This is a genomic window from Geodermatophilus sp. SYSU D00779, from assembly GCF_054050595.1.
On sequence record NZ_JBJGZQ010000029.1, the window covers coordinates 1 to 23,890 of the forward strand.

Annotated in this window: 24 protein-coding genes; 9 read left to right on the forward strand and 15 right to left on the reverse strand. The window is 75.5% G+C overall.

Annotated elements, in window-relative coordinates; genetic code table 11:
• From ACI79G_RS20355 to ACI79G_RS20365, 3 genes are all read right to left on the reverse strand, one after another.
• Window positions 1-189: metal-sensitive transcriptional regulator (locus ACI79G_RS20355; protein ID WP_456882885.1), on the reverse strand; the 189-nt coding region annotated here is incomplete at its 3' end.
• Between the two features lie 35 nt (window positions 190-224).
• The gene (locus ACI79G_RS20360; RefSeq protein WP_456882886.1) at window positions 225-581 is read right to left on the reverse strand and encodes a helix-turn-helix domain-containing protein; all 357 of its coding nucleotides are present in this window, start codon (window positions 579-581) and stop codon (window positions 225-227) included.
• A gap of 90 nt (window positions 582-671) precedes the next feature.
• A complete protein-coding gene (locus ACI79G_RS20365; protein ID WP_091216781.1) occupies window positions 672-1,169 on the reverse strand; it encodes an Hsp20/alpha crystallin family protein in 498 nt (165 codons plus the stop codon).
• Window positions 1,170-1,392: 223 nt separating this feature from the next.
• On the opposite strand from ACI79G_RS20365, the gene ACI79G_RS20370 reads away from it, so the two are divergent.
• Genes ACI79G_RS20370 through ACI79G_RS20385 form a run of 4 tightly spaced genes read left to right on the forward strand, consistent with a single transcriptional unit; the run spans window position 1,393 to window position 4,134 of the window.
• On the forward strand, window positions 1,393-1,815 hold the full coding sequence (locus ACI79G_RS20370) for an STAS domain-containing protein (protein ID WP_091216783.1): 423 nt from the start codon (window positions 1,393-1,395) through the stop codon (window positions 1,813-1,815).
• Between the two features lie 50 nt (window positions 1,816-1,865).
• On the forward strand, window positions 1,866-3,152 hold the full coding sequence (locus tag ACI79G_RS20375; RefSeq protein ID WP_456882887.1) for a YibE/F family protein: 1,287 nt from the start codon (window positions 1,866-1,868) through the stop codon (window positions 3,150-3,152).
• Window positions 3,149-3,805, forward strand: a complete 657-nt coding sequence (locus ACI79G_RS20380; protein WP_456882888.1) for a class I SAM-dependent methyltransferase — start codon at window positions 3,149-3,151, stop codon at window positions 3,803-3,805. Before ACI79G_RS20375 ends, ACI79G_RS20380 begins: the two co-directional genes overlap by 4 nt.
• Entirely contained in the window at window positions 3,802-4,134 is a 333-nt protein-coding gene (locus tag ACI79G_RS20385; protein ID WP_456882889.1) for a TraR/DksA family transcriptional regulator, read from the forward strand. The genes ACI79G_RS20380 and ACI79G_RS20385 overlap by 4 nt, the downstream gene beginning before the upstream one ends.
• A 48-nt stretch (window positions 4,135-4,182) precedes the next feature.
• Here ACI79G_RS20385 and ACI79G_RS20390 read toward each other — a convergent pair whose 3' ends face one another.
• The 5 genes from ACI79G_RS20390 to ACI79G_RS20410 are packed head-to-tail and all read right to left on the reverse strand — an operon-like array spanning window position 4,183 to window position 9,097.
• Window positions 4,183-5,118 (reverse strand): glycosyltransferase family 2 protein, encoded by a 936-nt coding sequence (locus ACI79G_RS20390; RefSeq protein WP_456882890.1) that lies wholly within the window; start codon window positions 5,116-5,118, stop codon window positions 4,183-4,185.
• Window positions 5,115-5,996, reverse strand: a complete 882-nt coding sequence (locus ACI79G_RS20395; RefSeq protein WP_456882891.1) for a glycosyltransferase family 2 protein — start codon at window positions 5,994-5,996, stop codon at window positions 5,115-5,117. Before ACI79G_RS20395 ends, ACI79G_RS20390 begins: the two co-directional genes overlap by 4 nt.
• The gene (locus ACI79G_RS20400; RefSeq protein ID WP_456882892.1) at window positions 5,993-7,057 is read right to left on the reverse strand and encodes a prenyltransferase; all 1,065 of its coding nucleotides are present in this window, start codon (window positions 7,055-7,057) and stop codon (window positions 5,993-5,995) included. The genes ACI79G_RS20395 and ACI79G_RS20400 overlap by 4 nt, the downstream gene beginning before the upstream one ends.
• 22 nt (window positions 7,058-7,079) lie before the next feature.
• The gene (locus tag ACI79G_RS20405; protein WP_456882893.1) at window positions 7,080-7,850 is read right to left on the reverse strand and encodes a class I SAM-dependent methyltransferase; all 771 of its coding nucleotides are present in this window, start codon (window positions 7,848-7,850) and stop codon (window positions 7,080-7,082) included.
• The gene (locus ACI79G_RS20410; protein ID WP_456882894.1) at window positions 7,844-9,097 is read right to left on the reverse strand and encodes a glycosyltransferase family 4 protein; all 1,254 of its coding nucleotides are present in this window, start codon (window positions 9,095-9,097) and stop codon (window positions 7,844-7,846) included. Before ACI79G_RS20410 ends, ACI79G_RS20405 begins: the two co-directional genes overlap by 7 nt.
• A gap of 88 nt (window positions 9,098-9,185) precedes the next feature.
• Here ACI79G_RS20410 and ACI79G_RS20415 point away from each other — a divergent pair, with 88 nt between their 5' ends.
• The 3 genes from ACI79G_RS20415 (at window position 9,186) to ACI79G_RS20425 (ending at window position 11,539) form a co-directional block, all read left to right on the forward strand.
• Window positions 9,186-9,479, forward strand: coding sequence for a Dabb family protein (locus tag ACI79G_RS20415; protein ID WP_456882895.1), 294 nt, complete (start codon window positions 9,186-9,188; stop codon window positions 9,477-9,479).
• Window positions 9,480-9,572: 93 nt separating this feature from the next.
• Window positions 9,573-10,319 (forward strand): hypothetical protein, encoded by a 747-nt coding sequence (locus ACI79G_RS20420; protein ID WP_456882896.1) that lies wholly within the window; start codon window positions 9,573-9,575, stop codon window positions 10,317-10,319.
• Between the two features lie 146 nt (window positions 10,320-10,465).
• Window positions 10,466-11,539, forward strand: coding sequence for a DUF4192 domain-containing protein (locus ACI79G_RS20425; protein WP_456882897.1), 1,074 nt, complete (start codon window positions 10,466-10,468; stop codon window positions 11,537-11,539).
• Between the two features lie 7 nt (window positions 11,540-11,546).
• Here ACI79G_RS20425 and ACI79G_RS20430 read toward each other — a convergent pair whose 3' ends face one another.
• Together ACI79G_RS20430 and ACI79G_RS20435 are read right to left on the reverse strand one after the other, a co-directional pair.
• Window positions 11,547-13,631, reverse strand: coding sequence for a S9 family peptidase (locus ACI79G_RS20430; protein WP_456882898.1), 2,085 nt, complete (start codon window positions 13,629-13,631; stop codon window positions 11,547-11,549).
• Between the two features lie 168 nt (window positions 13,632-13,799).
• Window positions 13,800-14,507 carry a metal-dependent transcriptional regulator gene (locus ACI79G_RS20435; RefSeq protein WP_091216814.1) on the reverse strand — a complete coding sequence of 236 codons (708 nt, stop codon included), beginning with the start codon at window positions 14,505-14,507 and terminating at the stop codon, window positions 13,800-13,802.
• 141 nt (window positions 14,508-14,648) lie between these two features.
• Between ACI79G_RS20435 and ACI79G_RS20440 the strand changes: the two genes are divergently transcribed.
• Both ACI79G_RS20440 and ACI79G_RS20445 read left to right on the forward strand, forming a co-directional pair.
• Entirely contained in the window at window positions 14,649-15,830 is a 1,182-nt protein-coding gene (locus ACI79G_RS20440) for an acetoin utilization protein AcuC (protein ID WP_456882899.1), read from the forward strand.
• A 73-nt stretch (window positions 15,831-15,903) separates the two neighbouring features.
• Window positions 15,904-18,594, forward strand: coding sequence for a bifunctional acetate--CoA ligase family protein/GNAT family N-acetyltransferase (locus ACI79G_RS20445; RefSeq protein WP_456882900.1), 2,691 nt, complete (start codon window positions 15,904-15,906; stop codon window positions 18,592-18,594).
• Between the two features lie 141 nt (window positions 18,595-18,735).
• On the opposite strand, the gene ACI79G_RS20450 is transcribed toward ACI79G_RS20445, so the two are convergent.
• From ACI79G_RS20450 to ACI79G_RS20470, 5 genes are all read right to left on the reverse strand, one after another.
• A complete protein-coding gene (locus ACI79G_RS20450; RefSeq protein ID WP_456882901.1) occupies window positions 18,736-19,554 on the reverse strand; it encodes a class I SAM-dependent methyltransferase in 819 nt (272 codons plus the stop codon).
• Window positions 19,555-19,686: 132 nt separating this feature from the next.
• Window positions 19,687-20,670, reverse strand: a complete 984-nt coding sequence (gene sigB, locus ACI79G_RS20455) for an RNA polymerase sigma factor SigB (RefSeq protein ID WP_456882902.1) — start codon at window positions 20,668-20,670, stop codon at window positions 19,687-19,689.
• Between the two features lie 252 nt (window positions 20,671-20,922).
• Entirely contained in the window at window positions 20,923-21,354 is a 432-nt protein-coding gene (dtd, locus tag ACI79G_RS20460; RefSeq protein ID WP_456882903.1) for a D-aminoacyl-tRNA deacylase, read from the reverse strand.
• Between the two features lie 271 nt (window positions 21,355-21,625).
• Window positions 21,626-22,327 carry an HAD family hydrolase gene (locus ACI79G_RS20465; RefSeq protein ID WP_456882904.1) on the reverse strand — a complete coding sequence of 234 codons (702 nt, stop codon included), beginning with the start codon at window positions 22,325-22,327 and terminating at the stop codon, window positions 21,626-21,628.
• Window positions 22,328-22,362: 35 nt separating this feature from the next.
• Window positions 22,363-23,868, reverse strand: a complete 1,506-nt coding sequence (locus ACI79G_RS20470) for a mannitol dehydrogenase family protein (RefSeq protein ID WP_456882905.1) — start codon at window positions 23,866-23,868, stop codon at window positions 22,363-22,365.
• Window positions 23,869-23,890 lie beyond the last annotated feature (22 nt).

Below are 23,890 nucleotides of genomic sequence, written 5' to 3' on the forward strand. Positions count from 1 at the left end.
CGAGACCTGCGTGAGGATGTCGATGCAGTACTTCTCGTCCTCGACCATCCGCTGCAGGCCGCGGGCCTGGCCCTCGATGCGGCGCAGCCGCTTGAGGTAGTCGTCCTTGCGGTGGATGTAGCCGTGCTGGCTGCTGGTCTCCAACGGGTGTCCTCCCGACGCGTCCGGTGGGCGCTCGGGCACAACCATACCCCCCTAGGGCATATGCCACCGTGCGTCGTCGGTCACCCGTCGGCGTCGCGCGCCCGCAGCCGGTCCACCGTGGCCTGCAGCCGCGCGGTGTCGGCGCGGGCGTCGGCCAGCTCGTCCTGCAGGCCGAGGATCACCTCGGCCGAGGCGAGGGTGTGCCCGTCGTCGAGCAGGCCGCGCAGCCGCGCGGCGAGGGCCAGCTGGTGGCGGGAGTAGCGGCGGTGCCCGCCGGGGGAGCGGTGCGGCTGGAGGACGCCGGCGGTGTCGAGGCTGCGCAGGAAGGCCGCCTGGACGCCGAGCAGCGCCGCGGCCTGGCTCATGGTCAGCGCGGGGAAGTCCGGGTCGTCGAGACGGCCGATCGGGTCGTCGTCCCGGGAGGCTGGTGGGGGCATGGCGGTCCTCCGGGGTCTGCGGGTGGCGCGGGGCCGGGAAAGCGCGAGGGCCGGGTCCGCACGGACCCGGCCCTCGGGAGTCGCCGCCGATCAGCTCTCGACGGACTTGCGCTCGGACGTCTCGCCCTCGATGGTCCGCCCCTCGACGGCGGCCGGCGTGTCGGCACGGGTCACCGTGATCTTGCGAGCCCGTGCCTTCTCGGCGACCGGGATGCTCACGGTGAGCACGCCGTCGTGGTAGTGCGCCTCGAGGCGGTCGGTGTCGAGGCTCCTGCCGAGGACGAGCTGCCGGGTGTAGCTGCCGTACGGGCGCTCGGCGATCGCCCACTCGGCGTTCTCCAGCTGCGGCACCGAGCGCTCCGCGGTGACGGTCAGCGTGGTGCCCTCGACCTGCAGGTCGATCGAGCCGGGGTCGACGCCGGGCAGGTCGAAGTGGGCGACGAAGTTGTCACCGACGCGGTAGGCGTCCATCGGCATGCCCGACAGCGGGCGGGCGGTCAGCCCACCGCCCCGGCCGGTCAGCTGGTCGAGCGCGCGGAAGGCGGCGTTCGTGGCGGCGAACGGGTCATAGGCGGTCAGCATGGCCATCGCTGTGTCAACCTCCTGTGTTCGTGCTGGTGTGTTCGCTGCCCGAGGTGAACCTCTAGTGGCAACTGGAGAATACCTCGGTCGCACCCGAGTAAACATCCTGTGCACAGATTTGTTCCCGTCCTCGCGCCGGACCGACGCGGGCGGGCCGACGTCCCGCACTGCCGGTGCGCCGTACGCACGCCCACGCGTGAGCGGGGTCCCCCTGGGGCAGGAGACGCCCGTGGACGACACCAGTGCCCCCCGAGCGCAGGGGGAGACCGAGCAGCAGCGCGGCGACCTGGAACCGGCGGTGACCACCGACCTCGACGGCGACGTCGCGACGCTGACCGTCGGTGGGGAACTGACCGAGGAGGCCCGCCGTCCGCTGGTGCGGACGATGACCGACCTGATGCTCAGCCGGCCGGACCTGCGGCGGGTGCGGCTGGACCTGCGCGCGGCCACGTACCTCAACTCCGCCGGCATGGCCGTGCTGGTGCAGCTGCAGAAGCTGGGCCAGCCGCGGGGCGTGGAGGTCGCGCTCGTCGCCCCGCCGGCCGCGGTCGCCCGGCCGCTGCAGCTGTCCGGGCTGTGGCTGCGCTTCCCGGTCGAGGAGCAGCAGGCGGTGGAGGACGACCGGGTCGACCGGGAGGGCGGCGCCGGCTGACTGCCGGTGTCGCGGACGGCGCGCCGTGGTGCAGCTCCTAGCCTGACCGGGTGCCGTCGAGCCACTCCCACAGCCACGGTCCCGACCCGGACGCGCCGCCGCCGACCCCGGAGGTGCTCACCCGGAGACGGCGCGCGGTCTGGCTGATGCTCCTGCTGCTCGTGCCGGTCGGTCTGGCGACCGTCGTCGGGCTGGTGGTGCTCTGGCCCGGCGACGAGCCGACCCGCGCCGAGCAGGCGGCGGTGCAGTTCTCCCCGCCGGGGACGACCTACCCGGAGGGCCGGGTCTCCGCCGTCGAGCCGTTCGACTGCTCGATCCCCGGCGGCGGTGGGCAGGTCGCGCAGCAGCTCACCTGCGCGAACGTCGTCGTCGAGGTGCTCGAGGGCGACGGGGCGGGGGAGTTCCAGCAGGTGGAGCTCCCGCCGGAGGTCTACGCCGGCGGGATCGAGGTGGGCGACGTCCTCGTCCTCACCCGGGACCCCGCCGCCCAGGGCGGGACCGGGTACGCGTTCTACGACTACGACCGCGACGTCCCCATCGTCGCCCTGACCCTGGCCTTCGCCGTCGTGACCGTGGCGGTCGCCCGGCTGCGCGGCTTCGCCGCCCTCGTCGGCCTGGCGTTCGCCTTCTTCGTCATGCTGCAGTTCCTGCTGCCCGGCCTGCTCGGCGACTCCTCGCCGACGCTGGTCAGCCTGGTCGGCTCGGCGGCCATCATGTTCGTCGTCCTCTACCTCGCCCACGGTCTCTCCGCGCGGACGACGACGGCGCTGGTCGGCACCCTCTTCGGGCTGGCCCTGGTCGCCGTCCTCGGGGCGGTGGCGGTGTCGGCAGCCCGGCTGACCGGGCTGACCAGCGAGGAGACCGTGCAGCTGCAGACCTTCGACCCGACGCTCGACTTCTCCGGTCTGGTGCTCGCCGGCATCGCCGTCGCCGGGCTCGGCGTGCTCAACGACGTGACGATCACGCAGGCCTCGGCGATCTGGCAGCTGCACGAGGTCGACCAGGGCATGACGTGGCGGGAGCTGTACCGCCGCGGGATGGCGGTCGGCCGCGACCACATCGCCTCGACCGTCTACACCATCGTCTTCGCCTACGCCGGCGCCTCGCTGCCGTTGCTCATGCTCTTCGAGCTGTCCGGGCGGTCGTGGTGGACGACGCTGACCAGCGCCGCACTGGCCGAGGAGGTCATCCGCACGCTGGTCGGCTCGATCGCCCTCGTCCTCGCCGTCCCGGTGACGACAGCGGCCGGCGCCTTCTTCGCCAAGGCCGCCGGCAGCCGGGCGGGCGCGGCGACCGACCAGCGGCTGACCGCCCTGCGCGCCCGCTTCGCCCGGTGAGCGAGGCTGTGCAGGTGCCCCGCCCGCCCGCGCCCGCCACCGACCTCCTGACCGCCGCCCGCGCCGCCCCCGGCTTCATGCCCGACGACGAGGGGACGGCGCTGTACGAGGCCGCTCGCACCGTCGCCGTCCCGGGGCCGTTGCTCGAGGTCGGCAGCTGGATGGGGAAGTCGGCGCTCTACCTGGCCGCCGCGGCCCGCGAGGCCGGCCGGCAGGTCGTCACCGTCGACCACCACCGCGGCTCGGAGGAGCACCAGCCGGGCTGGGAGTACCACGACCCGTCGCTGGTCGACCCGGTCGTCGGGCTGCTCGACACGCTGCCGCGGTTCCGCCGGACGATCGCCGGCGCCGGCGCCGAGGACGTCGTCATCGCGGTGGTGGCGCGCTCGGAGGTGCTGGCACCGCTGTGGGCGACCCCGCTCGCGCTGCTGTTCCTCGACGGCTCGCACACCGAGGAGTCCGCCCGCCGCGACCAGGACGCCTGGGTGGCCAAGCTGGCCGTCGGCGGCACGCTGGCCATCCACGACGTCTTCCCCGACCCGGCCGACGGCGGTCAGGCCCCCTACGGCGTCTACACGCGGGTGATGGCCTCGGGTGACTTCGAGGAGCTGCCCGGCACCGGCTCGCTGCGGCTGCTGCGCAGGCTGCGGTGAGCGATCCGCTCGAGGCGGAGCGGGACGCGGCCCGGGCGCAGATCGCGGCTCTCACCCGCGAGTTCGACCAGGTCGTCGACGCGTCCAGGCAGTCCAACGCCGACGACGAGCACGACCCCGAGGGGGCGACGATCGCCTTCGAGCGGCAGCAGGTGGCTGCCCTGCTGGAGTCGGCGCAGCGTCGGCTGGCCGACGTCGAGGCGGCGCTGGAGCGGCGGGCGGCCGGCGGCTACGGCGTCTGCCAGAGCTGCGGCCGGCCGATCGCCCCCGAGCGGCTGGCCGCCCGCCCCGCGGCGCGAACCTGCATCGACTGCGCCACCCGGAGCTGAGGGAGCGCCCCCGCCGCGAGCCCGCGCGGGGTGGGGGCGAGGGGTCCTTCAGCTCACGTAGCGGCGGGCGGTCGACGTCCGCTGGGCGTGCTCGAGCGCGGCGAAGCGGGCCTCGGCGTGCTGGGGCAGCACCCGCCGCTCGCGCAGCACCCAGGGGATCCCGCGAGCGGCCGCCCACAGGCCCTGGGCGGTCACCCGGTCGCGGGGCAGGGTGCGCAGCAGGTGCACGGTGCGGCGCAGCGCCGGGCGGACGGGACGGCGCAGCCACGTCGTCCAGAGGGTGTTGCGGATGCCGTCACGGCGCCGGCGGTGGGAGTCGCGCGCCTTCGACGCCTGGTGGTGCACCGTCAGCGCGGGCAGGTAGCACAGCTCCCACCCGGCGGCGGCCAGGTCGCCGGCCATCAGCTCCTCCTCGCCGCCCAGCCACAGCCGTTCGCAGAAGCCGCCGACCTCGGTGAACGCCTCCCGGCGCAGCACCGAGGCGCCGGCGAGGAAGGAGCCCAGCGCCGGCCCGGGCAGCCAGGCGGCGCCGCGGACGGGTGAGTCGCGCAGCTCGGGCACGATCGGGTCCTCGCGCCCGCCGGGCTCGACGAGGATGCGCGCGGTCACCACCGCCAGGCGCGGGTGCGCGTCGAGGACGTCGGCCGCGGTGCGCAGCGACCCCGGGTCCCACCAGGTGTCGTCGTCGCAGAAGGCGACGTAGGGGGTGTCCACCCGGGCCACGCCGACGTTGCGGCCGATCGCGCCGAGGTTCTCCGGGCTGGCGACGAGTTCCACCTGCGGGAAGCGCTCGGTGATCGCCTCCGCCGTCCCGTCGGTGGAGCCGTTGTCGACGACGACGACGTGCGGTTGCTCGGGCAGCGCGACCAGCCGGGAGAGGGCCAGCAGCACCTCGTCGCGGCGCTGGTGGGTGATGACGACGACCGACACCCGCGGGTCGCGCCGGCCCTCCTGCTCCTGCGGCCTGGCCTGCGTCGCCGTCACGCGGCGGCCCCGGCCTCGGCCAGCACGCGCAGGTCGGCGCGGACGTGCTCCGGGACCACCCGGCGACGGCGCAGCGCGGCCGGCACCTCCGGCAGCGCGCGCAGCAGCCCCCGGCGCTCCGGCGCCCCGGTGCGCAGCGCCCGGAGCACGAGCCCGACCACCTGTGACCACGGACGGCGCATCACCGCGGTGAGCAGCCGGCTGCGCCAGATCGCCGTCCGCCGGCCCTCCGGTGCCGACCGCCGCGGCGACGGGTGGTGGTGCACGGTGACCGAGTCGACGTAGGCGATGCCCCAGCCGGCGGCGGCCAGGTCGAGCGAGAGCCGCTCCTCCTCGCCGGGGAAGCGGACGACGGGGTCGAAGCCGCCGACGGCGAGGAACGCCTCGGTGCGCACCATCGCGCCGCAGGCGATGAACCCGAGCAGCGCCGGGCCGGGCAGGTCGTCGGGCGTCCCCAGCGGACTGCGCGCCAACTCGGTGCAGAACGAGTCCAGCCGCTCCTCGGGGCCGACCAGGATCCGCGCGTTGAGCACCGCCAGCCGCGGGTGCGCGCGCATGACCTCCACCGCGCGGGCCAGGTCGCCCGGCGCCCACCACGAGTCGTCGTCGGCGAAGGCCACGAACTCGGTGCCGGCCCGCTCGACGCCCAGGGTGCGGGCGTGGGACCCGACGTTGCGCTCCAGCGGGACGACGGTGACCCCGGGCAGGGCCGACCGCACCGCCTCGACGGTGCCGTCGGTGGAGGCGTTGTCCACCAGCACCACCGGCGCCTCGTGGCGCGGCAACGTGCGCAGGAGGTCCTCGCGGCGGTTCTGGCTCATGACGACGACGGCCACGTCGCCGGGGGAAGGGTCGCCGGGGCGGGGAGGGCTGCTCACGGCAGCACCCTGCCCGCGCCGCCGGGCAGCCAATCCGCGGTCTCCTGTGACCCTGCCGTCCCGGCCGCGGGCAGCGCGCCCGGGTCGGTGAACAGGCCCGACGCCGCGGTCGCCCCGGAGAGGGCGTCGGCGGCGAGGACGACGGCCGCCGCGGTCCACGTCGTCCGCTCGACCGGCCAGCGGGCGTCGTCGGGGTAGACGTAGCCGGTCCAGTAGGAGCCGTCGTCGGCCCGCAGGTGCTGCATGGCGGCCACCTGCTCCAGCGCGGCGTCCGGCCGCCCGGCGGCGGCCAGCGCGAGCGCCAGCTCGCAGGTCTCCGCGCCGGTGACCCACGGCCGGTCGGCGACGCAGCGCGCGCCCAGCCCGGGGACGACGAAGCGGTCCCAGTCGGCCGCCAGCCGGGCGTCGGCGTCCTCGCCGGTGACCGCACCGCCGAGCACCGGGTAGTACCAGTCCATCGAGTAGCGCGACCGGTCGGCGAACGCGTCGGGCCGGGTGCGCAGCGCGGCGCCCAGGTCGGCGGCGGCGAGCTCCCAGTCCGGCTGGGGCTCACCCGTCAGGCCGGCCAGCGCGACCCCGCAGCGCAGCGCCTGGAACAGGCTGGCGTTGCCGGTGAGCAGCGCGGTGTCGTCGGCGGTGCCGTCGGGGCGCAGCGCCCAGCCGACCGCGCCGCCGGGCAGCTGCATGCGGGTGACCAGGTCCAGGCCGCGGCGCACGGCCGGCCACAGCGCGGCGACCAGCGACTCGTCGCGGGTGAGCAGCCAGCTGTGCCAGACCCCGACCGCCAGGTAGCCGGCGTGGTTGCTCTCCGCGGCGGGGGAGGTCTCCGCGCCGTCCCGGTACTCCGACGCCCACGAGCCGTCCGGTCTCTGCCGGCGGGCCAGCCAGCGGTAGGCCGCCCGCGCCCGCGCGTGCTCGCCGCCGAGGTCGAGCGCCATCGCGGCCTCGACCGTGTCCCACGGGTCCAGCTGGCCGCCGCGGAACCAGGGCAGCGCGCCGTCGGCCGCCTGCTCGGCGGCGATCGCCGCCACCGTGGCCCGCACCTGCTCCCCGCTCAGCACGCCGGGCAGCTCGGGGAGCAGCTCAGACAGCGGTCGCCTCCCGCTCGGTCTCGCCGGCCGTGGTCGCTGCCGCCGGCTTCTCCGCGTAGACGACCAGGCTCTTGCCGATCACCGGGTCCAGCAGCCGCTCGGCGATCCGGGTCGGCCACGGCCGCTGCGTCAGGTCCCAGACCAGCAGCCGGTGGTAGGCGCGGACGGCGGCGCTGTCGCGCTCCACGCCGACGGCGCACTTGAGCCACCAGAACGGTGCGTGCAGCGCGTGCGCGTGGTGCTGGCCGCCGGGGACCAGGCCGGCGGCCGACAACCGGGCGCGGAGCACGTCGCCGCGGTAGATGCGGATGTGGCCGCCCTCGTTGGCGTGGTAGGCGTCCGACAGCGCCCAGCAGACCCGCTCCGGCCCGTACCGCGGCACCGTCACCGCGACCGTGCCGCCGGGCTTGAGCACGCGGGCGATCTCGGCCATCGCGGTCGCGTCGTCGGGGATGTGCTCGAGCACCTCCGACGCGATCACCCGGTCGACGCTCCCGTCGGGGAAGGGCAGCGCCAGCAGGTCGGCGCGCACCACCTCGTAGCGCGCAGCCTCGCCGTCGCCCGCCACGCCCCCCTCGCCGGCCTCGGCGATGGCGCCCAGCCAGCGCTTCGTCGTCTCGACCTCGGACACGCCCCGGTCGACGGCGACCACCCGGGCGCCCCGCCGGTAGGCCTCGAACGCGTGCCGGCCCTCGCCGCAGCCCAGGTCCAGGACCGTCATCCCCGGCCGCAGGTCCAGCCGGTCGAAGTCCACGGTCAGCACGGACGCGCCTTCCGCTCCAGCACCTCGCGGTACCACTCCGCCGTCCGTTCGGCGGTCGACCGCCAGGTGTAGGAGGCCAGCACCCGGCGCCGTCCGGCCCGGCCCAGCTGGTCGGCCAGGGACGGCGAGTCGAGGACCAGCTGCAGGGCCGCCGTGAGCTCGCCGACGTCGCCCGCCCGCACCCGCAGGCCGGCCTTGCTGCCCACCACCTCGGGCAGCGCCCCGGCGTCGGTGGTCACCAGCGCGGTGCCGCATGCCATCGCCTCGATCGCCGGCAGCGAGAAGCCCTCGTACAGCGAGGGGATGGCGACGACGGCGGCGCCCTGCAGCAGCCGGACCAGGTCCGCCTCGGGCAGCGGGCCGGTGAAGCGGACGGCGTCGCGCAGCGCCAGCCGGTCGAGGGCCGCCTCGGCCGGTCCACCCGGCCGCGCGCTGCCGACGACGGTCAGCCGCACCGGCCGCTCGGTGCGCAGCTTCGCGACCGCCTCGAGCAGGTGCACCAGCCCCTTGAGCGGGACGTCGGCGCTCGTGGTGACGACGATCGAGTACGGGTCGCGCGGCCGGCCGGCCGGCGGCGGGGTGAAGACGTCGGGGTCGATGCCCACCGGGACGACCCGGATGGCATCCGCGGGGACGCCGAGGTGGGTCTCGATGTCGCGGCGGGAGTTCTCCGAGACGGTGGTGACGCCGTCCAGCTGCGGGGCGACGCGGGCCTGCATGCGGGTGAAGCCGTACCAGCGGCGCAGCGTGAGCCGGCGGCGCAGCGAGGGGGCGGCGGCCAGCTCCAGGTCGCGGTCGATGGACACCGGGTGGTGCACGGTGGCCACGGTCGGCACGCCGGCGCGGGTGAGCCGCAGCAGGCCCGAGCCCAGGCACTGGTTGTCGTGCACCAGGTCGTACCGCGGTGCCTGGGGGAGCAGCAGCCGGGCCGCGCGCAGGCTGAAGGTGAGCGGCTCGGGGAAGCCGGCCGTGCACATCGTGGCGTACTCGAGCAGGTCGATCCGGTCGCGGAACTCCGACGGGCGCGGGGTGCGGAACGGGTCGGGCTCCCGGTAGAGGTCCAGGCTCGGCACGCGGACGAGCGGCACCCCGTCGTCCAGCTCGGGATAGGGCTGGCCGCTGACCACGGTGACCCCGTGGCCGAGGGCGGTGAGCTCGCGGGAGAGCGCCCGGACGTAGACGCCCTGGCCACCGCTGTGCGGCTTGCTGCGGTAGGACAGCAGTGCGATGCGCAGCGGCCGTCCCATGGTCGGCGACTCTAACCAGCCCCCGTTCCCGGCCGTTCCGGGGAGCCCCGTGCTGCGGCGCCGCCCGGGTGCCTGACAGGGTGGCCGCATGCTGCGCCACGTCGTCCTCTTCACCTGGTCCGACGACGCCGACGAGGAGCGCCGGGAGCAGACCCTGGCCGCCCTGCGCCGGCTGCCCGAGGAGGTGGGCGGGATGACCTCCTTCGCGGTCGGCCCGGACGCCGGGCTGCGCGAGGGCAACGCGCACACCGCCCTGGTCGCCGACTTCCCGGACGTCGAGGCGTGGCGGCGCTACGCCGACGACCCGGTGCACCTGCAGGTCATCGCCGACCACGTGAAGCCGATCCTCTCCGCGCGCAGCGCCGTGCAGTACGAGGTCTGAGGGAGGACCCTCCTGCTCCCCGCTCCTCGCGAGCTCGCGGCGGGACCTCGCAGGAGAGCCGTTCCAACACCTCACCGGGCTACCGTCAGTGGCATGACGCGATCCCGGCGCGCCCGCCGCACCGCCCTGCTCGCCGCCGGCCTGGTCACCGGTGCGGTCCTGACCGGCTGCGCCTCGGGCGACGGCGTCCGGGAGGCCGCGGCCACCGGGACGCCGTCGCCGTCCGCCGAGGCCGCCTCCCCCGGCGTCGACCTGTCCGCCGGGCTGCTGCCGGCCGAGGCGTTCGGCGCCGAGGCCCGGGTCGTCCCCGTGTCCGGGGAGGAGCTGTCCCGAGGGGCGCTGGCCGGGATGGCCTCACCGGCCGACGTCGAGGTCACGCCCGGGTCGTGCACGGCGGCCCTGCAGGCGCTGCCGGTGCAGCAGCCGCCCGCCGTGGAGGACCTCGCCGCGCAGGTCGCCGTCCAGGGGACGACGTACACCGCCGAGCTGCTGGCCGTGGCCGGCCCCGCGGCCGAGCTCGTCGGCCGGCTGCCCGAGCTGGTCGACCAGTGCCCGCAGGTGACCGTCAGCTCCCCCGAGCACGGCAGCGCCACGGTCGACCTGGCGACGTTCGACGTGCCCGACCTCGGCGACGCCGCGGTGGGGGTGTCGGTGGACGTGGTGGCCGCGGAGCCCGGCGGCGCCCGGCGGGAGGCCTCCGGACTGGTCGCGTTGGTGCGGGACGGCGACCGGGTGGTCGCGCTGGCGACCGGCGACCGGGAGGGCGCCGAGGCCGACCGTGCGGCGTTCACCGCGCTGCTCGAGCAGGCGTACGACGTGCAGGCCGACGCCCTGGGCTGAACGAGGACCCCCTGCCCCCCGCCACTCGCAGGCTCGCGGCGGGACCCTGCAGGGGGCCGACCGCCGGGCGTCCACAGCCGTCCGGCCGGTCCACAGATCTCCCCGCGGGGCCGCTCCGGGCGGGCACGGCGGCGAGGGTCGGGCGCATGGACGACCCCATCCGCCCCCTGGTGTCCCTCTCCGATCCCGCGGACATCGCCGCCGCGTTGCCCCACCTCGTCGGGTTCCACCCGCACGAGTCGGTCGTGCTTGTAGCGCTCGGCGGGCCCACCGGCAACCGGGTGGGCCTCACCGTGCGCGCCGACCTGCCGGCCCGGTCGGCCTCGGCCGCGGTGGTCACCGCCCTGGTCCGCAGCGTCGCCACCGACGACCCAGCCGGCGTCGTCGTCGCGGTCGTCTCCGAGGCGCCCGACGAGCGCGAGTCGCTGCCCGGCGGCGACGCGTTGGCCGGCCTGCCGCACCGCGACGTCGTGCACGACGCCGTCGTCGCCCTGGCGGGGCTGGACATCCCGGTGCGCGACGCCCTGCTGGTGCGGGGCGGCCGCTGGTGGTCCTACGACTGCCCCGAGCCCTGCTGCGCCCCGGGGGCCGGTGCGCCGCTGCCCGGCGGCGTGACCCCGCTCGCGGCCGCCTCGGTCGCCGCCGGCCAGGTCCTCGCCCCGGACCGTGCGGCGCTCGATGCGCGGATCGCGCCGCTCGACGGCCCGGCCCGCGCCGCGATGGAGGCGGCCACCTGGCGGTTGGTGGACCGCCGGGCACGCGCGGCGCGGACCGACCCGGACGCCGAGGTCCGCCGCTCCTGGGACGCCGTGCTGCGGGCCGTCCGGCGCTGCCGCCCGCCCGAGGCCGGCCGGCTGCCCGACCGCGAGGTGGCCGGTGTGCTGTGGGCGCTGGCCGACGTCCGGGTGCGCGACCGGGCGCTCACCCTCGCGCTGGGGGACGACGCCGCCGCGGCCGAGCTGCTGTGGACGGAGTGCACCCGCCGGGCCCCGGCCCCGCTGGACGCGGCCCCGGCCACGCTGCTGGCGGTCAGTGCGTGGCTGCGCGGCGACGGCGCCATGGCCGACGTCGCCCTGGAGCGGGCGCTGGACAGCCGCCCGACCTACACGCTGGCGAGGCTGCTGGCCGACGGGCTGGCCGCCTGCCTGCCGCCGGCCGAGCTGCGGGCGATGCTGGCCGAGGTGTCCGCCGACCCCGACGAGGTCTGGGCGACGGGGTGACCGTGCCTCACAGCAGTTCCGGGCGCTGCCACTCCTGGCCGTGCACGTGCTCGGACAGGAAGTTCAGCACCGTCTCGTACCAGACCTGCGAGTTGCCCGGGGTGAGCACCCAGTGGTTCTCGTCGGGGAAGTACAGGAACCGGGACGGCACGCCGCGCTTCTGCAGGTCGTACCAGAGCCGCAGCGCCTCGCCGATCGGCACCCGGTAGTCGCGGTCGCCGTGGATGACCAGCATCGGCGTGCGGATGGCGTCGGCGTAGCGGTGCGGCGAGTTCTGCTCGTAGCGCTTGGGCTCGCGCAGCGGGTCGCCCCACTCCCGCTCCCAGTAGTAGGCCGCGTCGGTGGTGCCGACGAACGAGTCCACGTCCCACAGGCTGGCGTGGGTGACGATCGCCCGGAAACGGTCGGTCTGGGTGGCCACCCAGTTGGCCATGTAGCCACCGAAGGAGCCGCCCATCGCCGCGGTGCGCGTCTCGTCGACGTCCGGACGCTGCGCGACGGCGTCGACGGCCGCCATCAGGTCGGTGTAGGGCGCCTCGCCCCACGCTCCCCAGCCGCGGCGGACGAAGTCCTGCCCGTAGCCCTGCGAGAGCGCCGGGTCGGGCAGCAGGACGGCGTAGCCGCGGGCGGCCATGACCCACGGGCACCAGCGCCAGGACCACGAGTTCCAGCTCATCAGCGGCCCGCCGTGGATCCACAGCAGCAGCGGCGCCGGGTCCTCCGCCGACGCGCCCTCGGGCAGCACCAGCCAGGAGTGCACCGGCGTCCCGTCGGCGGCGGTGGCCTCGACCTCGTGCAGGCTGCCGGGCAGCCCGCCGAGCGTGCCGGGGTTGGGCAGCGGCTCCGGGTGCTGGCCGGTCGCCCGCGGGTCCAGCCGCACCGGCGCGGGTGGCTCGTCGTACGCCGCCCGCAGCGCGTACAGGGCGCTGCCGTCGCGGGCCACCTGCAGGTCGCTGTAGGCGCCGTCGGTGGTCATCCGCACCGGCTCCCCGCCCTCGGCCGGCACCCGGAACAGCGCGTGCCGGCCGTCGTCGTCGGCCAGGAAGTACACCGTCGTCCCGTCGGCGGCGAACTGCGGCGCGGAGGGCCAGCGGTCGAAGCCGGGGGTGAGCTCCCGCGCCGCGCCGGTGGACACGTCGACGTGCAGCAGCGTGTAGTCCGGGGGGTCGTCGTGGGTCGACATCGACTCCCGCACGCAGACCACGGCACTGCCGTCGGGGGAGAAGCGCGGCGCCGAGAGGTCGGCGAGCGGGTCGTCCACCAGGGCCCGGCTCCCGCCGGTCGCGGTCTCGACCAGGAGCAGCCGGTCGCGCCGACCCGCGGGACCGTCGGGCACCGTCTCCACGCGCACCAGCAGCCGGCCGTCGGGGGAGAGGTGCAGGTGGCCGCCGGCGCCGCTGGGTGGAACGGCGTCGGGGGTCAGGTCGCGCAGCTCGACCGGGGGGCGCTCGGCGCCGGCGGCGGGGTCGGCAGGCAGCGCGCCGGCCCAGAACACGTGCGGGGTGGCGGGGCCGAGGTCGGCGTCCCAGTGACGCACCGGGTAGGCCTCGTGCAGGATCGCGGTGACCCCGGCCTCCTTGCGCCGCTTCCGGCGCTCGGCGTCGGCCTCGGCGTCGGTCGCGCCGGGCATGGCCGAGGCGGTGACCACGACCTCGCCGGTGTCCGCGGCGACGCCGACGGCCTCGATCCCGCCCGGGCGGGTCAGCAGCAGCCGGGCCTCACCGCCCTCGGCGGGCAGGCTCCACAGCGCCCGCTGCGGGTCCTCCCCGGCACCGGCCCCGGACCTGCTCCCGGCCTCGGGGTCGGGGCGGGCGGAGGTGAACAGCAGCGAGCCGTCGGGCGCCCACGTCGGCGTGGACTCGCCGGGGGCGCTGCGGGTGAGGCGGCGGGCCGGCCGCCGTCCCTCCGGGTCGACCTCCCACAGGGCGGACTGCCACGCGGTCTTCTCGGCGTCGAGGGTCTGCACCGCCACGGCGAGCCGGCGGCCGTCGGCGGAGAGGGCCAGCCCGGCCAGCCGGGGCAGGGCGACGAAGGCGGCGAGGTCGGCGAAGGGGGAGGAGGGCGGGACGGGGGCGTCGGCGGGCTCGCTCACCCGGCCCACCGTAGGAGCCGGGTGAGCGTGGCCCCGTGCAGGGTCCCCGGTCCCGTCCCGGGGCAGGCCTCGTCCAGGGCACCGCCCAGAGCCTGCGGAGGGCGGGGTCCTCCCCCGGTGAGGAGGACGGGGTCCTCCCCCGAGGGGTGGGGGGCGAGGGGTCCGCGCTCAGAGGCGGGGAGCCGCCTCGGCCGGGGTGAGGTCCTCGTCGAGGGCGCTGACGAACACGTGCTGGGCCACGCCCATCGGCAGCACGTTGCCGTCGAGGCTGATCGAGCCGGCGGTCAGCTGGGCGACGGCGGTCATGCCCGGTCGCAGGCCCTGGGCGGCGAGCTGGCGCATCAGCTCGCTGTCCTCCTGCAGCTGCTCGCTGATCCGCTTGATCTCCACGCGGCGCCCCTCGGGGGTGGCCGTGGTGGACAGCAGCGTCAGGGAGTCGAGCACCGCGGAGGTCGCGCCGCCGAGGGCGTCGAGACCGGGGATGGGGTTGCCGAACGGCGACACCGTCGGGTTGCCGAGCAGGGTGAGCAGCTTGCGCTCGACGGCCTCGCTCATGACGTGCTCCCAGCGGCACGCCTCCTCGTGGACGTCGGCGTAGTCCAGCCCGATGACGTCGACGAGCAGGCACTCCGCGAGCCGGTGCTTGCGCATGACCGCGGTGGCCAGCTGGCGCCCGGACTCGGACAGCTGCAGGTGCCGGTCGCCCTCGACGGTCAGCAGGCCGTCGCGCTCCATCCGGGCGACCGTCTGGCTCACCGTCGGGCCGCTCTGGTGCAGCCGCTCCGCGATGCGGGCGCGGAGGGGGACGATCCCCTCCTCCTCCAGCTCGAAGATCGTCCGGAGGTACATCTCCGTGGTGTCGATGAGGTCGTTCACTGGTCTCCTCCGTGTCGTCCCTGATGGTACGGGGGGAGAGCGCGTGCACCCGCTCACGCGGCGGCACCGTCACCGGGACGGCGCCGCGGTGCCGACGGTAGCGTCGCCGGGGACACCGCCGTCGCCGTCGAGGAGTGCCCCGTGAGTGACTCGGTCGCGGTCGTCTGGGACGACGCGCTGCTCGGCTACACGATGGGCGGGGACCACCCGCTGCACCCGGTCCGGCTGGACCTCACGATGCGGCTGGCCGACAGCCTCGGCGTGCTGGCCACCGACCGGCTGCAGGTGCTGCGGCCCACTCCGGCCGACGTCGACCTGCTCACCCGGGTGCACGACCCGGCCTACCTGGACGCGGTGAAACGCGCACCGGCCGACCCGGGGGTGGGGCACGGCCTCGGGACGCCGGACAACCCCGTCTTCGACGGGATGTACGACGCCGCGGCGCTGATCACCGGTGGCAGCGTGCTCGCCGCCGAGCAGGTGCACAGCGGCCGGGCGCAGCACGCGGTCAACATCTCCGGTGGCCTGCACCACGCGATGCGCGACCGCGCGTCGGGCTTCTGCGTCTTCAACGACGCCGCCGTGGCCATCTCGTGGCTGCTCGACCAGGGGCACCAGCGCATCGCCTACCTCGACCTCGACGTCCACCACGGCGACGGTGTGCAGGCCGCCTTCTACGACGACCCGCGGGTGCTGACGGTGAGCATCCACCAGACGCCGCTCACCCTGTTCCCCGGCACCGGGTTCCCCGAGGAGACCGGCGACCCGGACACGGCGCTGGGCAGCGCGGTCAACCTGGCGCTGCCCAACGGCACCGACGACCCGGGCTGGCTGCGGGCCTTCCACGCCGTCGTGCCCAGCGTGCTCAAGGCGTTCCGGCCGGAGATCCTGGTGACCCAGTGCGGCTGCGACGCCCACCACGAGGACCCGCTCGCCGACCTCGCGCTGACCGTCGACGGGCAGCGGGCCAGCTACCGGGCCGTGCACGACCTGGCCCACGAGATCTGCGACGGCCGCTGGGTCGCCCTCGGCGGCGGCGGCTACGGGCTGGTCCGGTGCGTGCCGCGCGCCTGGACGCACCTCATCGCCGAGGCCGCCGGAGCCCGGCTCGACCCGGCCACCGAGATCCCCGAGTCGTGGCGGGAGGACGTCGTCCGGCGCGGGCTGCGCGCCCGTCCGCCGACGCACATGACGGAGGGCGGCTACACCGGCTTCGCGCACTGGGACCCGTTCACCGAGTCCCGCGTCGACCGGGCCATCGCCCGCACCCGGACCGCCTCGTTCCCCTACTTCGGCCTGGACCCGGACGACCCCCGTGACTGAACAAGGACCCCCCTGCCCCCCACCGCTCGCGAGCTCGCGGCGGGACCCTGCGGCGGGGCCGCCGCCGGCTCCGGTGGAGGACGCCCCGCCGCCCCAGCCGCCGGCCCACTGGGAGGCCGACATCATCGCCGCCGACGGCGGCACGGTGCACCTGCGCCCGATCTGTCCCGAGGACACCGAGGGCCTGGTCGGGCTGATGGACCGCAGCTCCGACCAGACCCGCTACTACCGCTTCTTCGGTCCGATGAAGCGGCTGTCGGACAAGGACCTGCACCGCTTCACCCACGTCGACCACGACACCCGGGTCGCGTTCGTGCTGGTGCTGGGCGACCAGGTCATCGGTGTCGGCCGCTACGACCGCTACCCGGGTACGAACGACGCCGAGGTCGCCTTCCTCATCGAGGACGCGCACCAGGGACGCGGGCTGGGCTCGGTGCTGCTCGAGCACCTGGCCGCCGCCGCGCGGGAGCGGGGCATCGAGAACTTCGTCGCCGAGGTGCTCGCGCAGAACAACCGGATGGTGCGGGTCTTCCTCGACGCCGGGTACACGCCGACCCGGTCCTACGAGGAGGGCGTCGTCCACCTCACCTTCCCGATCGCGCCGACCGAGACCGCGCTGCAGGTGGCCTACGAGCGGGAGCAGCGCAGCGAGTCGCGGTCGATCGCGCGGCTGCTCACGCCGTCGTCGGTCGCGGTGGTGGGCGCGAGCAACGACGAGGACAAGATCGGCCACGCCGTCCTGCGGCACCTGCTCGACTACGGCTTCCGGGGCCCGATCTACCCGGTCAACCCGGGCACCCGGCACGTGCGTGGCGTGCCGGCCTACGCCGGCATCGAGGACATCCCCGACGACGTCGACCTCGCCGTCCTCGCGGTGCCCGCCGACGAGGTCGCCGACGTGGTCGAGGCGTGCCGGCGCAAGCGCGTCCACGGGCTGGTCGTGATCTCCGGCGGCTTCGGCGAGTCCGGCCCGGAGGGACGGGTGCGCGAGCGGCAGCTGGTCGCCGCGGCCCGCGCCTCGGGCATGCGGGTGGTGGGCCCCAACTGCCTGGGCATCGTCAACACCGACCCGGGGGTGCGGCTGAACGCCAGCCTGGCGCCCCGGATCCCCGGCCACGGGCGGGTGGGCTTCTTCGCGCAGTCCGGCGCGCTGGGCTCGGCGCTGTTGGAGCGGGCGCGCAGCCGCAACATCGGCCTGTCCAGCTTCGTCTCCGCCGGCAACCGGGCCGACGTCAGCGGCAACGACCTGCTCCAGTACTGGGCCACCGACGCGGGCACCGAGGTGGTGCTGCTGTACCTGGAGAGCTTCGGCAACCCCCGCAAGTTCGCCCGCCTCGCTCGCCGGTTGGCGCGCATGAAACCGGTGGTGGCGGTGAAGGGCGGTCGGCACGTGCGGATGACCGAGGGCCTGGCCGGGACCTCGGTGGCGGTGCCCGAGGAGTCGGTCGCGGCGCTGTTCGCCTCGGCCGGGGTGATCCGGGTCGAGACCCTGGCCCAGCTGTTCGACGTCGGCACCCTGGTGGCGCACCAGCCGCTGCCGGCCGGCGACCGGGTCGCCGTGGTCGGCAACTCCACCGCCATGGGCTGGCTGGTCAGCGACGCGGTCCTCGAGCACGGTCTGCGGCTGGCGCACGAGGCGCCCACCGACATCGGCGCCGACGGCTCCGCCGAGGCGTTCCGCGTCGCGCTGCAGGAGGCGGTCGACGACGAGGGCGTGGACGCCGTCGTCGCGGTGTTCCTGCCCCCGGTGACCCGCCGGTCCGGGGCCGCGGAGTTCGGCCGGGCGCTGCTGGAGGTCACCCAGACGGCGGACAAGCCGGTCGTGGCGAGCTTCCTCTCCACCGAGGGCATCCCGCCGGAGCTCGCCGTCCCCGGGGAGGACGGGACGCCGGCCCGCGGCTCGGTGCCGTCGTTCTCCACCCCCGAGCGGGCGGTCATCGCCCTGGCCAAGACGGCGCAGTACGCGGCCTGGCAGCGCCGCCCGGTCGGTGAGGTCCCCGAGCTGGAGGGGATCGACGAGCAGGCCGCGCGGGACGTCGTGCTGTCGGCGCTGGCCTCCGCGCCGGATGGCCGGGCGCTGACCGACGAGGAGCTCATCGCGCTGCTGGCCGCCTACGGCATCCCGCTGCTGGGCACCCGCACGGTCACCGACGCGGAGGCCGCGGTGGCGGCGGCCGAGGAGATCGGCTACCCGGTGGTGCTCAAGTCGACCGCCCCGTGGCTGCGGCACCGCTCCGACCTCGGCGGGGTCCGGCTGGACCTGGGCGACGCCGACGCGGTCCGCTCGGCGTTCGCCGCGATCCCGTCGGGCGACCCGGTGATCGTGCAGGAGATGGCCGCCCCCGGGGTGGCCACCGTCGTGGGGATCGTCGACGACCCGTCCTTCGGTGCACTGGTCAGCTTCGGCCTCGGCGGCGTGGCCACCGACCTGCTCGGCGACCGCGCCTACCGGACCCTGCCGCTGACCGACCTGGACGCCGCCGAGCTGGTGCGCGCCCCCCGGGCGTGGCCGCTGCTCAACGGCTACCGCGGCTCCGAGCCGGCCGACGTCGCGGCGTTGGAGGAGCTGCTGCTGCGGGTCGCCCGGCTCGCCGACGACCTGCCCGAGGTGCTGCAGCTGGCGCTGGAGCCGGTCATCGTCGGCCCGCCCAACCCCTGGCACGGTGGCCGGTCGCTGGTCGTGGCCGGGGCCACGGCCCGGGTCGGCCCGCCCACCGCGCGGGTGGATCCCGGTCCGCGTCGCATGCGCACGCCCGGGGTCTGACCGGCTCCGTCCTGAGCCTGGTGACGTACTGGAACGGCCACCCTTCGGGGCCCGCTGGCCCGGTCCAGGGCACCGCCCCGAGCCTGCGGGGCGGGGAGTGCGGGGTCCTTCGACGAGCGGCGGGGGATGGGTGGTCCCTTCTCAGTCCACGGGCGTCCGGGCGGCGACCAGGTGCCCGCGGAACGGGGCGCGGAGGGTGCTGTCGGCCGCGGTGAACGGGCGCAGCACCTCCCGGGCCCCCGCGCGGATGCGCGCGTACACCTCCGCGGAGATCCGGCTGCCCAGCGGAGAGCCCTCGACCTCCGTGGTGGTGAACTCGTCGGGCGAGGCGAACTCGGCCGTGCCGAGGTGGGTTCGCGTGCCCACGACCTCCAGGCCGGCGTCCGCGAGCGACGTGGTCAGCGCGTCGAGGTCACCGCAGACCCAGTAGCTGCCGAGCAGCGTCCGCGCCTCCGGACCCGCCTGCTGCGCCGCCATCTCGACGAAGGGGCCGTAGGCCGGCTGGTCCTCCAGCGCGGCGGGCACGCAGAGCGCGACCGCGCCGCCCGGGCGGACGACCCTGGCCATCTCCCGCAGGGCCGCCGTCCGGTCGGGGAAGAACATCAGCGCCATCTGGCACAGCACCACGTCGAAGGAGCGGTCGGCGAACGGCAGGGTGGCGACGTCGCCCTGACGCCACTCCAGGTCCGGCCGGATCCGGCGGGCGACGGCGAGCATGGCCTCGTTGAGGTCCACGCCCACCACGCGCCCGTCCCCGGCGAGCCGGTCGGCGACGGTGCGGGCGACGATGCCGGTGCCGCAGGCGGTGTCGAGGACGGTCTGCCCGGGGTGGACGCCGGCCAGGTCGGCCAGGAGCGGCGCCCACTCGGCGAAGAGCGCCGGCACGAACCGGGCCTCGTACAGCTCGGCCGCCTCGGCGGTGACCTGGAACGCCTCGGCGTCCCGGTGTTCGGTGGTCATGGCGCCCCCTCGGTGCTGGGCACCCCCAGGATCCCGCCGACTGCCGATCCGGTCACGGGCTTGCGGCGTGGTGGGCCGGGACGACGGAGCCGGGCCGTCCTCGAGGAGGACGACCCGGCTCCGGTCGGTGGGTCAGGCGAGGTAGTCGCGCAGGGCGTCGGCACGCTGCGGGTCGCGCAGCTTGGCCATCGTCTCCCGCTCGATCTGGCGGACCCGCTCGCGGGAGAGGCCGAACTGCTTGCCGATCTGCTCCAGCGTCCGGGGCTGGCCGCCGTCGAGGCCGAAGCGCAGCACGACCACGTCGCGCTCCCGCTCCTCCAGGGTGGCGAGCACGTTGCGCACGTCGCCCTTCATCATCTGGAAGGCCACGGCGTCCTCGGCGACCGCGGCGTCGGCGTCCTCGATGAAGTCACCGAGCCGGGACTCCTCGTCGGCGCCGACCGTCTGGTCCAGCGACACCAGGTCGCGGGAGTACTCCAGCAGCTCGGTGATCCGCTCGGGGGTCATGTCGAGCTCGAGGCCCAGCTCCTCGGGGGTGGGCTCCCGCTCGAGCTCCTGGTGGATCCGGCGCCGGGTGCGCACCACCTTGTTGACCTGCTCGGCGAGGTGCACGGGCAGCCGGATGGTGCGGCCGGAGTCGGCCATCGCGCGGGTGATGGCCTGGCGGATCCACCACGTCGCGTACGTCGAGAACTTGAAGCCCTTGGTGTAGTCGAACTTCTCGACCGCCCGGATCAGGCCGACGTTGCCCTCCTGGATGAGGTCCAGGAACGTCATGCCGTGGCCGGTGTAGCGCTTGGCCACCGAGACGACCAGGCGCAGGTTGGCCTCGAGCAGGTGCCGCTTGGCAGCCTTGCCGTCGGCGGCCAGCGCCTTGTAGTCCCGCTGCAGGGCGGGGGTCAGCTGCCGCTCGGCGAGCAGGCGCTCGGCGTAGAGACCGGCCTCGATCCGCTTGGAGAGCTCGACCTCCTGCTCGGCGGTCAGCAGCGCGGTCTTGCCGATGGTGTTGAGGTACACCCGGACGAGGTCGGTCGAGACCAGCCCGCTGGTGTCCGGCTCGCGCCGCGGCGAGCGGACCTCGAGGGTGTCGGTGGTGGAAGACTGCAGCAGCGTCACGATCTGTCTTCGTCCTTGCCTTCGGATCGGATGCGCACCGTCGGTCGTCGATGGGCGACGGTGCACCCCGGGCGTCGGGGGTGGGGCCACTCGGCCGGCTCTGGTGGACCGGTGAGCCCCTGCTCTGTGTGTCCGTGTGGTACGCCCTGTCCAACGGCACCGACGGGGTCGGGTGTTCCACGGATGCCCGTTTCCCAGCAAACGCACAGGGCGTGTGTCGCGTCACGTCGGGGTACCCCGTCCGGGAGCGGCTCAGACCTCCAGCAGCAAGGTCATCGGCCCCTCGTTGACCGACGACACGAGCATGCGCGCCCCGAACACCCCGGTCGCCACCTCGCTGCCGCGACGGCGCAGCTCGGCGACCACCTCCTCGACCAGCGGCTCGGCCGCCTCAGCGGGGGCGGCGTCGGACCAGGAGGGACGGCGGCCCTTCCGGGTGTCGGCATACAGTGTGAACTGGCTCACGATCAGCACCGGGAGGCCGAGGTCGCCCACCGATCGGGCGCCGTCCTCGGTGGGGAAGACCCGCAGCTCGTGCACCTTGCGCGCCAGCGCCCGGGCCCGCTCCGCGTCGTCCTCGCGGCTCACACCGACCAGGGCCAGCAGCCCCCGGCCGATCTCCCCGACGACCGCGCCGTCCACCGTCACCGCCGCCGTCCCGACCCTGCTCACCACCGCGCGCACCCGGTCATCCTCCGTCGGTCGGCTCGGAGCCGGACGTCCACAGCCACCCTCCGCGCCGTCCAGCGGGACGCGCGACCGGCGGGGGGCCGGTCCCCACGTCGGCGCGGGCGGGGCGAGGAGGGCGATGGGCCGGGCTGCACGGGCTCGGCTGGCCGGCTGGGCGGTGGTCCGACGGGTACCCGGGCGAGCCGCGCCACTCGTCGTCCACCCCACGGGGCCACGCGGAGACGCCCGAGAGCCCCCACCGACGGCGCGGTCCCGTCTCCCGGGGTCAGCGCAGCAGCCGCTCCACGTCGGCCCACGACTCGACGACCGCGGCCACCCCGACCTCGTGGAGGGCCTCGGCGCGGGCCCGCCGATCGGCCGCCGGGACGAACTGCAGGATCCCGACGGTCGGGTACCCGGCGGCCACTGCCGAGAGGGCGCCGTTCACCGAGTCCTCGACGGCGACCGCGTCCGCCGGCGCCACCCCGAGCGTGCGGCCGGCGTGCACGTACACGGCGGGGTCCGGCTTGCTCGTGGGTTCGACCAGCGAGTCCTCGGCGCTGAACCTGCGGTCGGCGCCGAACAGCGGGGCCAGGCCGGTCACCTCGAGGCAGGCGGCCAGCCGGGAGGAGGCACTCGAGGTGACCGCCGCGAGCGCGAACCGGCCGGAGAGGCGCTCCAGTGGCCCGCGCACCGCCGGGTCCGGGCGCAGGACGGTGCGCAGGTGGGCGGTGACGACGTCCTTCTCCTCGGTCACCCAGTGCTCGAGGTCGGCGCGGGTCAGGTCGCGCCGGTAGCCGGTGGCGAGCTCCGTGGCCGCGGCCCGGAAGTTCTTGCCGTTGGTCATCCGCTGCAGCTCGTCGGGGGCGAAGGCCCGCTCCGCCCCCAGCCCGGCGAGGAACCGGTTGGTGACGTCGGCCGACGCGGCGTAGGCCGGCTCCTCGGAGGGGAACAGCGTGCCGTCGGCGTCGCAGAGCAGGGTGGTCACCGCGGCCGGGTCCAGGGAGGGGGACCGCTGGCCCGTCACGCGTGCCCGCCCGTGGCGAGGAACTCCTCGATGACCTCGCGCGGCCCCTGCCGGTCGAGCGCGGAGAGCGCCCGCTGGACGCACTCGGCGAACCGCGGGTCGCGGCCGATGTGGTCGAAGACCGACTCCTCCGACAGCAACGGCGTGGCGTCGCCACCCGCCTCCTGCGCGATCGGCACGAGGTCGGGGCGCGGGCCCTGGATCGGGACCTCCTCCCCGGCGTAGTCCGCACCGCGCAGGAAGCGCAGCCAGCCGGCCACCGCCAGGCACAGCAGCTGGTGCGGGCGGCCCTCCTCCATCGCCGCCCGGACCGACGGCAGGACGTAGTTGGGGATCTTGGTCGAGCCGCGCCGGGACAGCCGCGACAGCTGGTCGGCCATCCGCGGGTTGGCCAGCCGGTCGAGCAGTGTGGCCTGGTACCCGGCGAGGTCGACGTCCGGGACGTCCGGTAGCGACGGGCCGATCTCCTCGGCCATCAGCCGGGCGAGGAACGTGCGGAAGACCGGGTCGCCCATCACGTCGGCCGTCGTCCGGTAGCCGGCGAGGTAACCCAGGTAGGCGATGGCGCTGTGCCCGGCGTTGAGCAGCCGGGTCTTGATCGTCTCGTACGGCGACACGTCCTCGACGAACCGGACGCCGACCTCCTCCAGCGGCGGCCGGCCGTTGCAGAAGGAGTCCTCGACCACCCACTGGCGGAACGGCTCGGTGATCACCGGCCACCGGTCGTCGACGCCGGTCGCGACGGCGATGGCGTCCCGGTCCTCCGGGCTGGTGTTGGGGGTGATCCGGTCGACCATGCTGCTGGGGAAGGCGACGTGCTCCTCGATCCACGCGGCGAGGTCGTCGTCCCTCAACCGGGCGAACGACACGACCGCGGTGCGGGCCGCCGTCCCGTTGGACTGCATGTTGTCGCACGAGAGCACCGTGAACGGCGGGAGGCCGGCCTGCCGCCGCCGGTGCAGGGCCTCGACCAGGTAGCCGAAGACCGTCTCGGGTGTGCCGGGGTCCTCGAGGTCGCGGGCGATGTGCGGGTCGTCGGCGTCGAACTCGCCGCTGTGCGCGTCGACGCGGTAGCCGGTGCCGGTGATCGTCAGCGTCACCACGCGGGTGCGCTCGTCGGCCAGCGCCGTGAGCACCGCCTCCGGGTCGTCCGGGGCGTACAGGTACCGGGTCAGCGCACCGACGACGGTGGCGCGGTCCCCGTCGGCCGCACGCTCGACCACGGTGTAGAGCCGGTCCTGGCCGGTGAGGACCTCCCCGATCGCGCGGCTGTGCAGGCCGACGCCGATCACGCCCCACTCGGTGGAGCCCCGGCGGGCCAGCTCGTCGAGGTAGACGGCCTGGTGAGCGCGGTGGAAGCCGCCGACGCCGATGTGCACGACGCCGGGGCGGAGCGCGGCGCGGTCGTAGGTCGGGATGGAGACCTCGGGCGGGAGGTCCGGGAGGGTCCGGTCGGACAGGGGGACGGCGGGAGCCGCGGCCCGGGTCGGGGCAGACGTCATCAGAGGACTCTCAGGAGGAGGG

What these genes read in the sequence shown, in the direction of transcription:
- ACI79G_RS20420 (WP_456882896.1), top strand. Translation starts at nt 9,573, where the DNA reads ATGACGCGATCCCGGCGCGCCCGCCGCACCGCCCTGCTCGCCGCCGGC.
- ACI79G_RS20415 (WP_456882895.1), top strand. Translation starts at nt 9,186, where the DNA reads ATGCTGCGCCACGTCGTCCTCTTCACCTGGTCCGACGACGCCGACGAG.
- ACI79G_RS20365 (WP_091216781.1), bottom strand. Translation starts at nt 1,169, where the DNA reads ATGGCCATGCTGACCGCCTATGACCCGTTCGCCGCCACGAACGCCGCC.
- ACI79G_RS20410 (WP_456882894.1), bottom strand. Translation starts at nt 9,097, where the DNA reads ATGGGACGGCCGCTGCGCATCGCACTGCTGTCCTACCGCAGCAAGCCG.
- ACI79G_RS20470 (WP_456882905.1), bottom strand. Translation starts at nt 23,868, where the DNA reads ATGACGTCTGCCCCGACCCGGGCCGCGGCTCCCGCCGTCCCCCTGTCC.
- ACI79G_RS20425 (WP_456882897.1), top strand. Translation starts at nt 10,466, where the DNA reads ATGGACGACCCCATCCGCCCCCTGGTGTCCCTCTCCGATCCCGCGGAC.
- ACI79G_RS20360 (WP_456882886.1), bottom strand. Translation starts at nt 581, where the DNA reads ATGCCCCCACCAGCCTCCCGGGACGACGACCCGATCGGCCGTCTCGAC.
- ACI79G_RS20450 (WP_456882901.1), bottom strand. Translation starts at nt 19,554, where the DNA reads ATGACCACCGAACACCGGGACGCCGAGGCGTTCCAGGTCACCGCCGAG.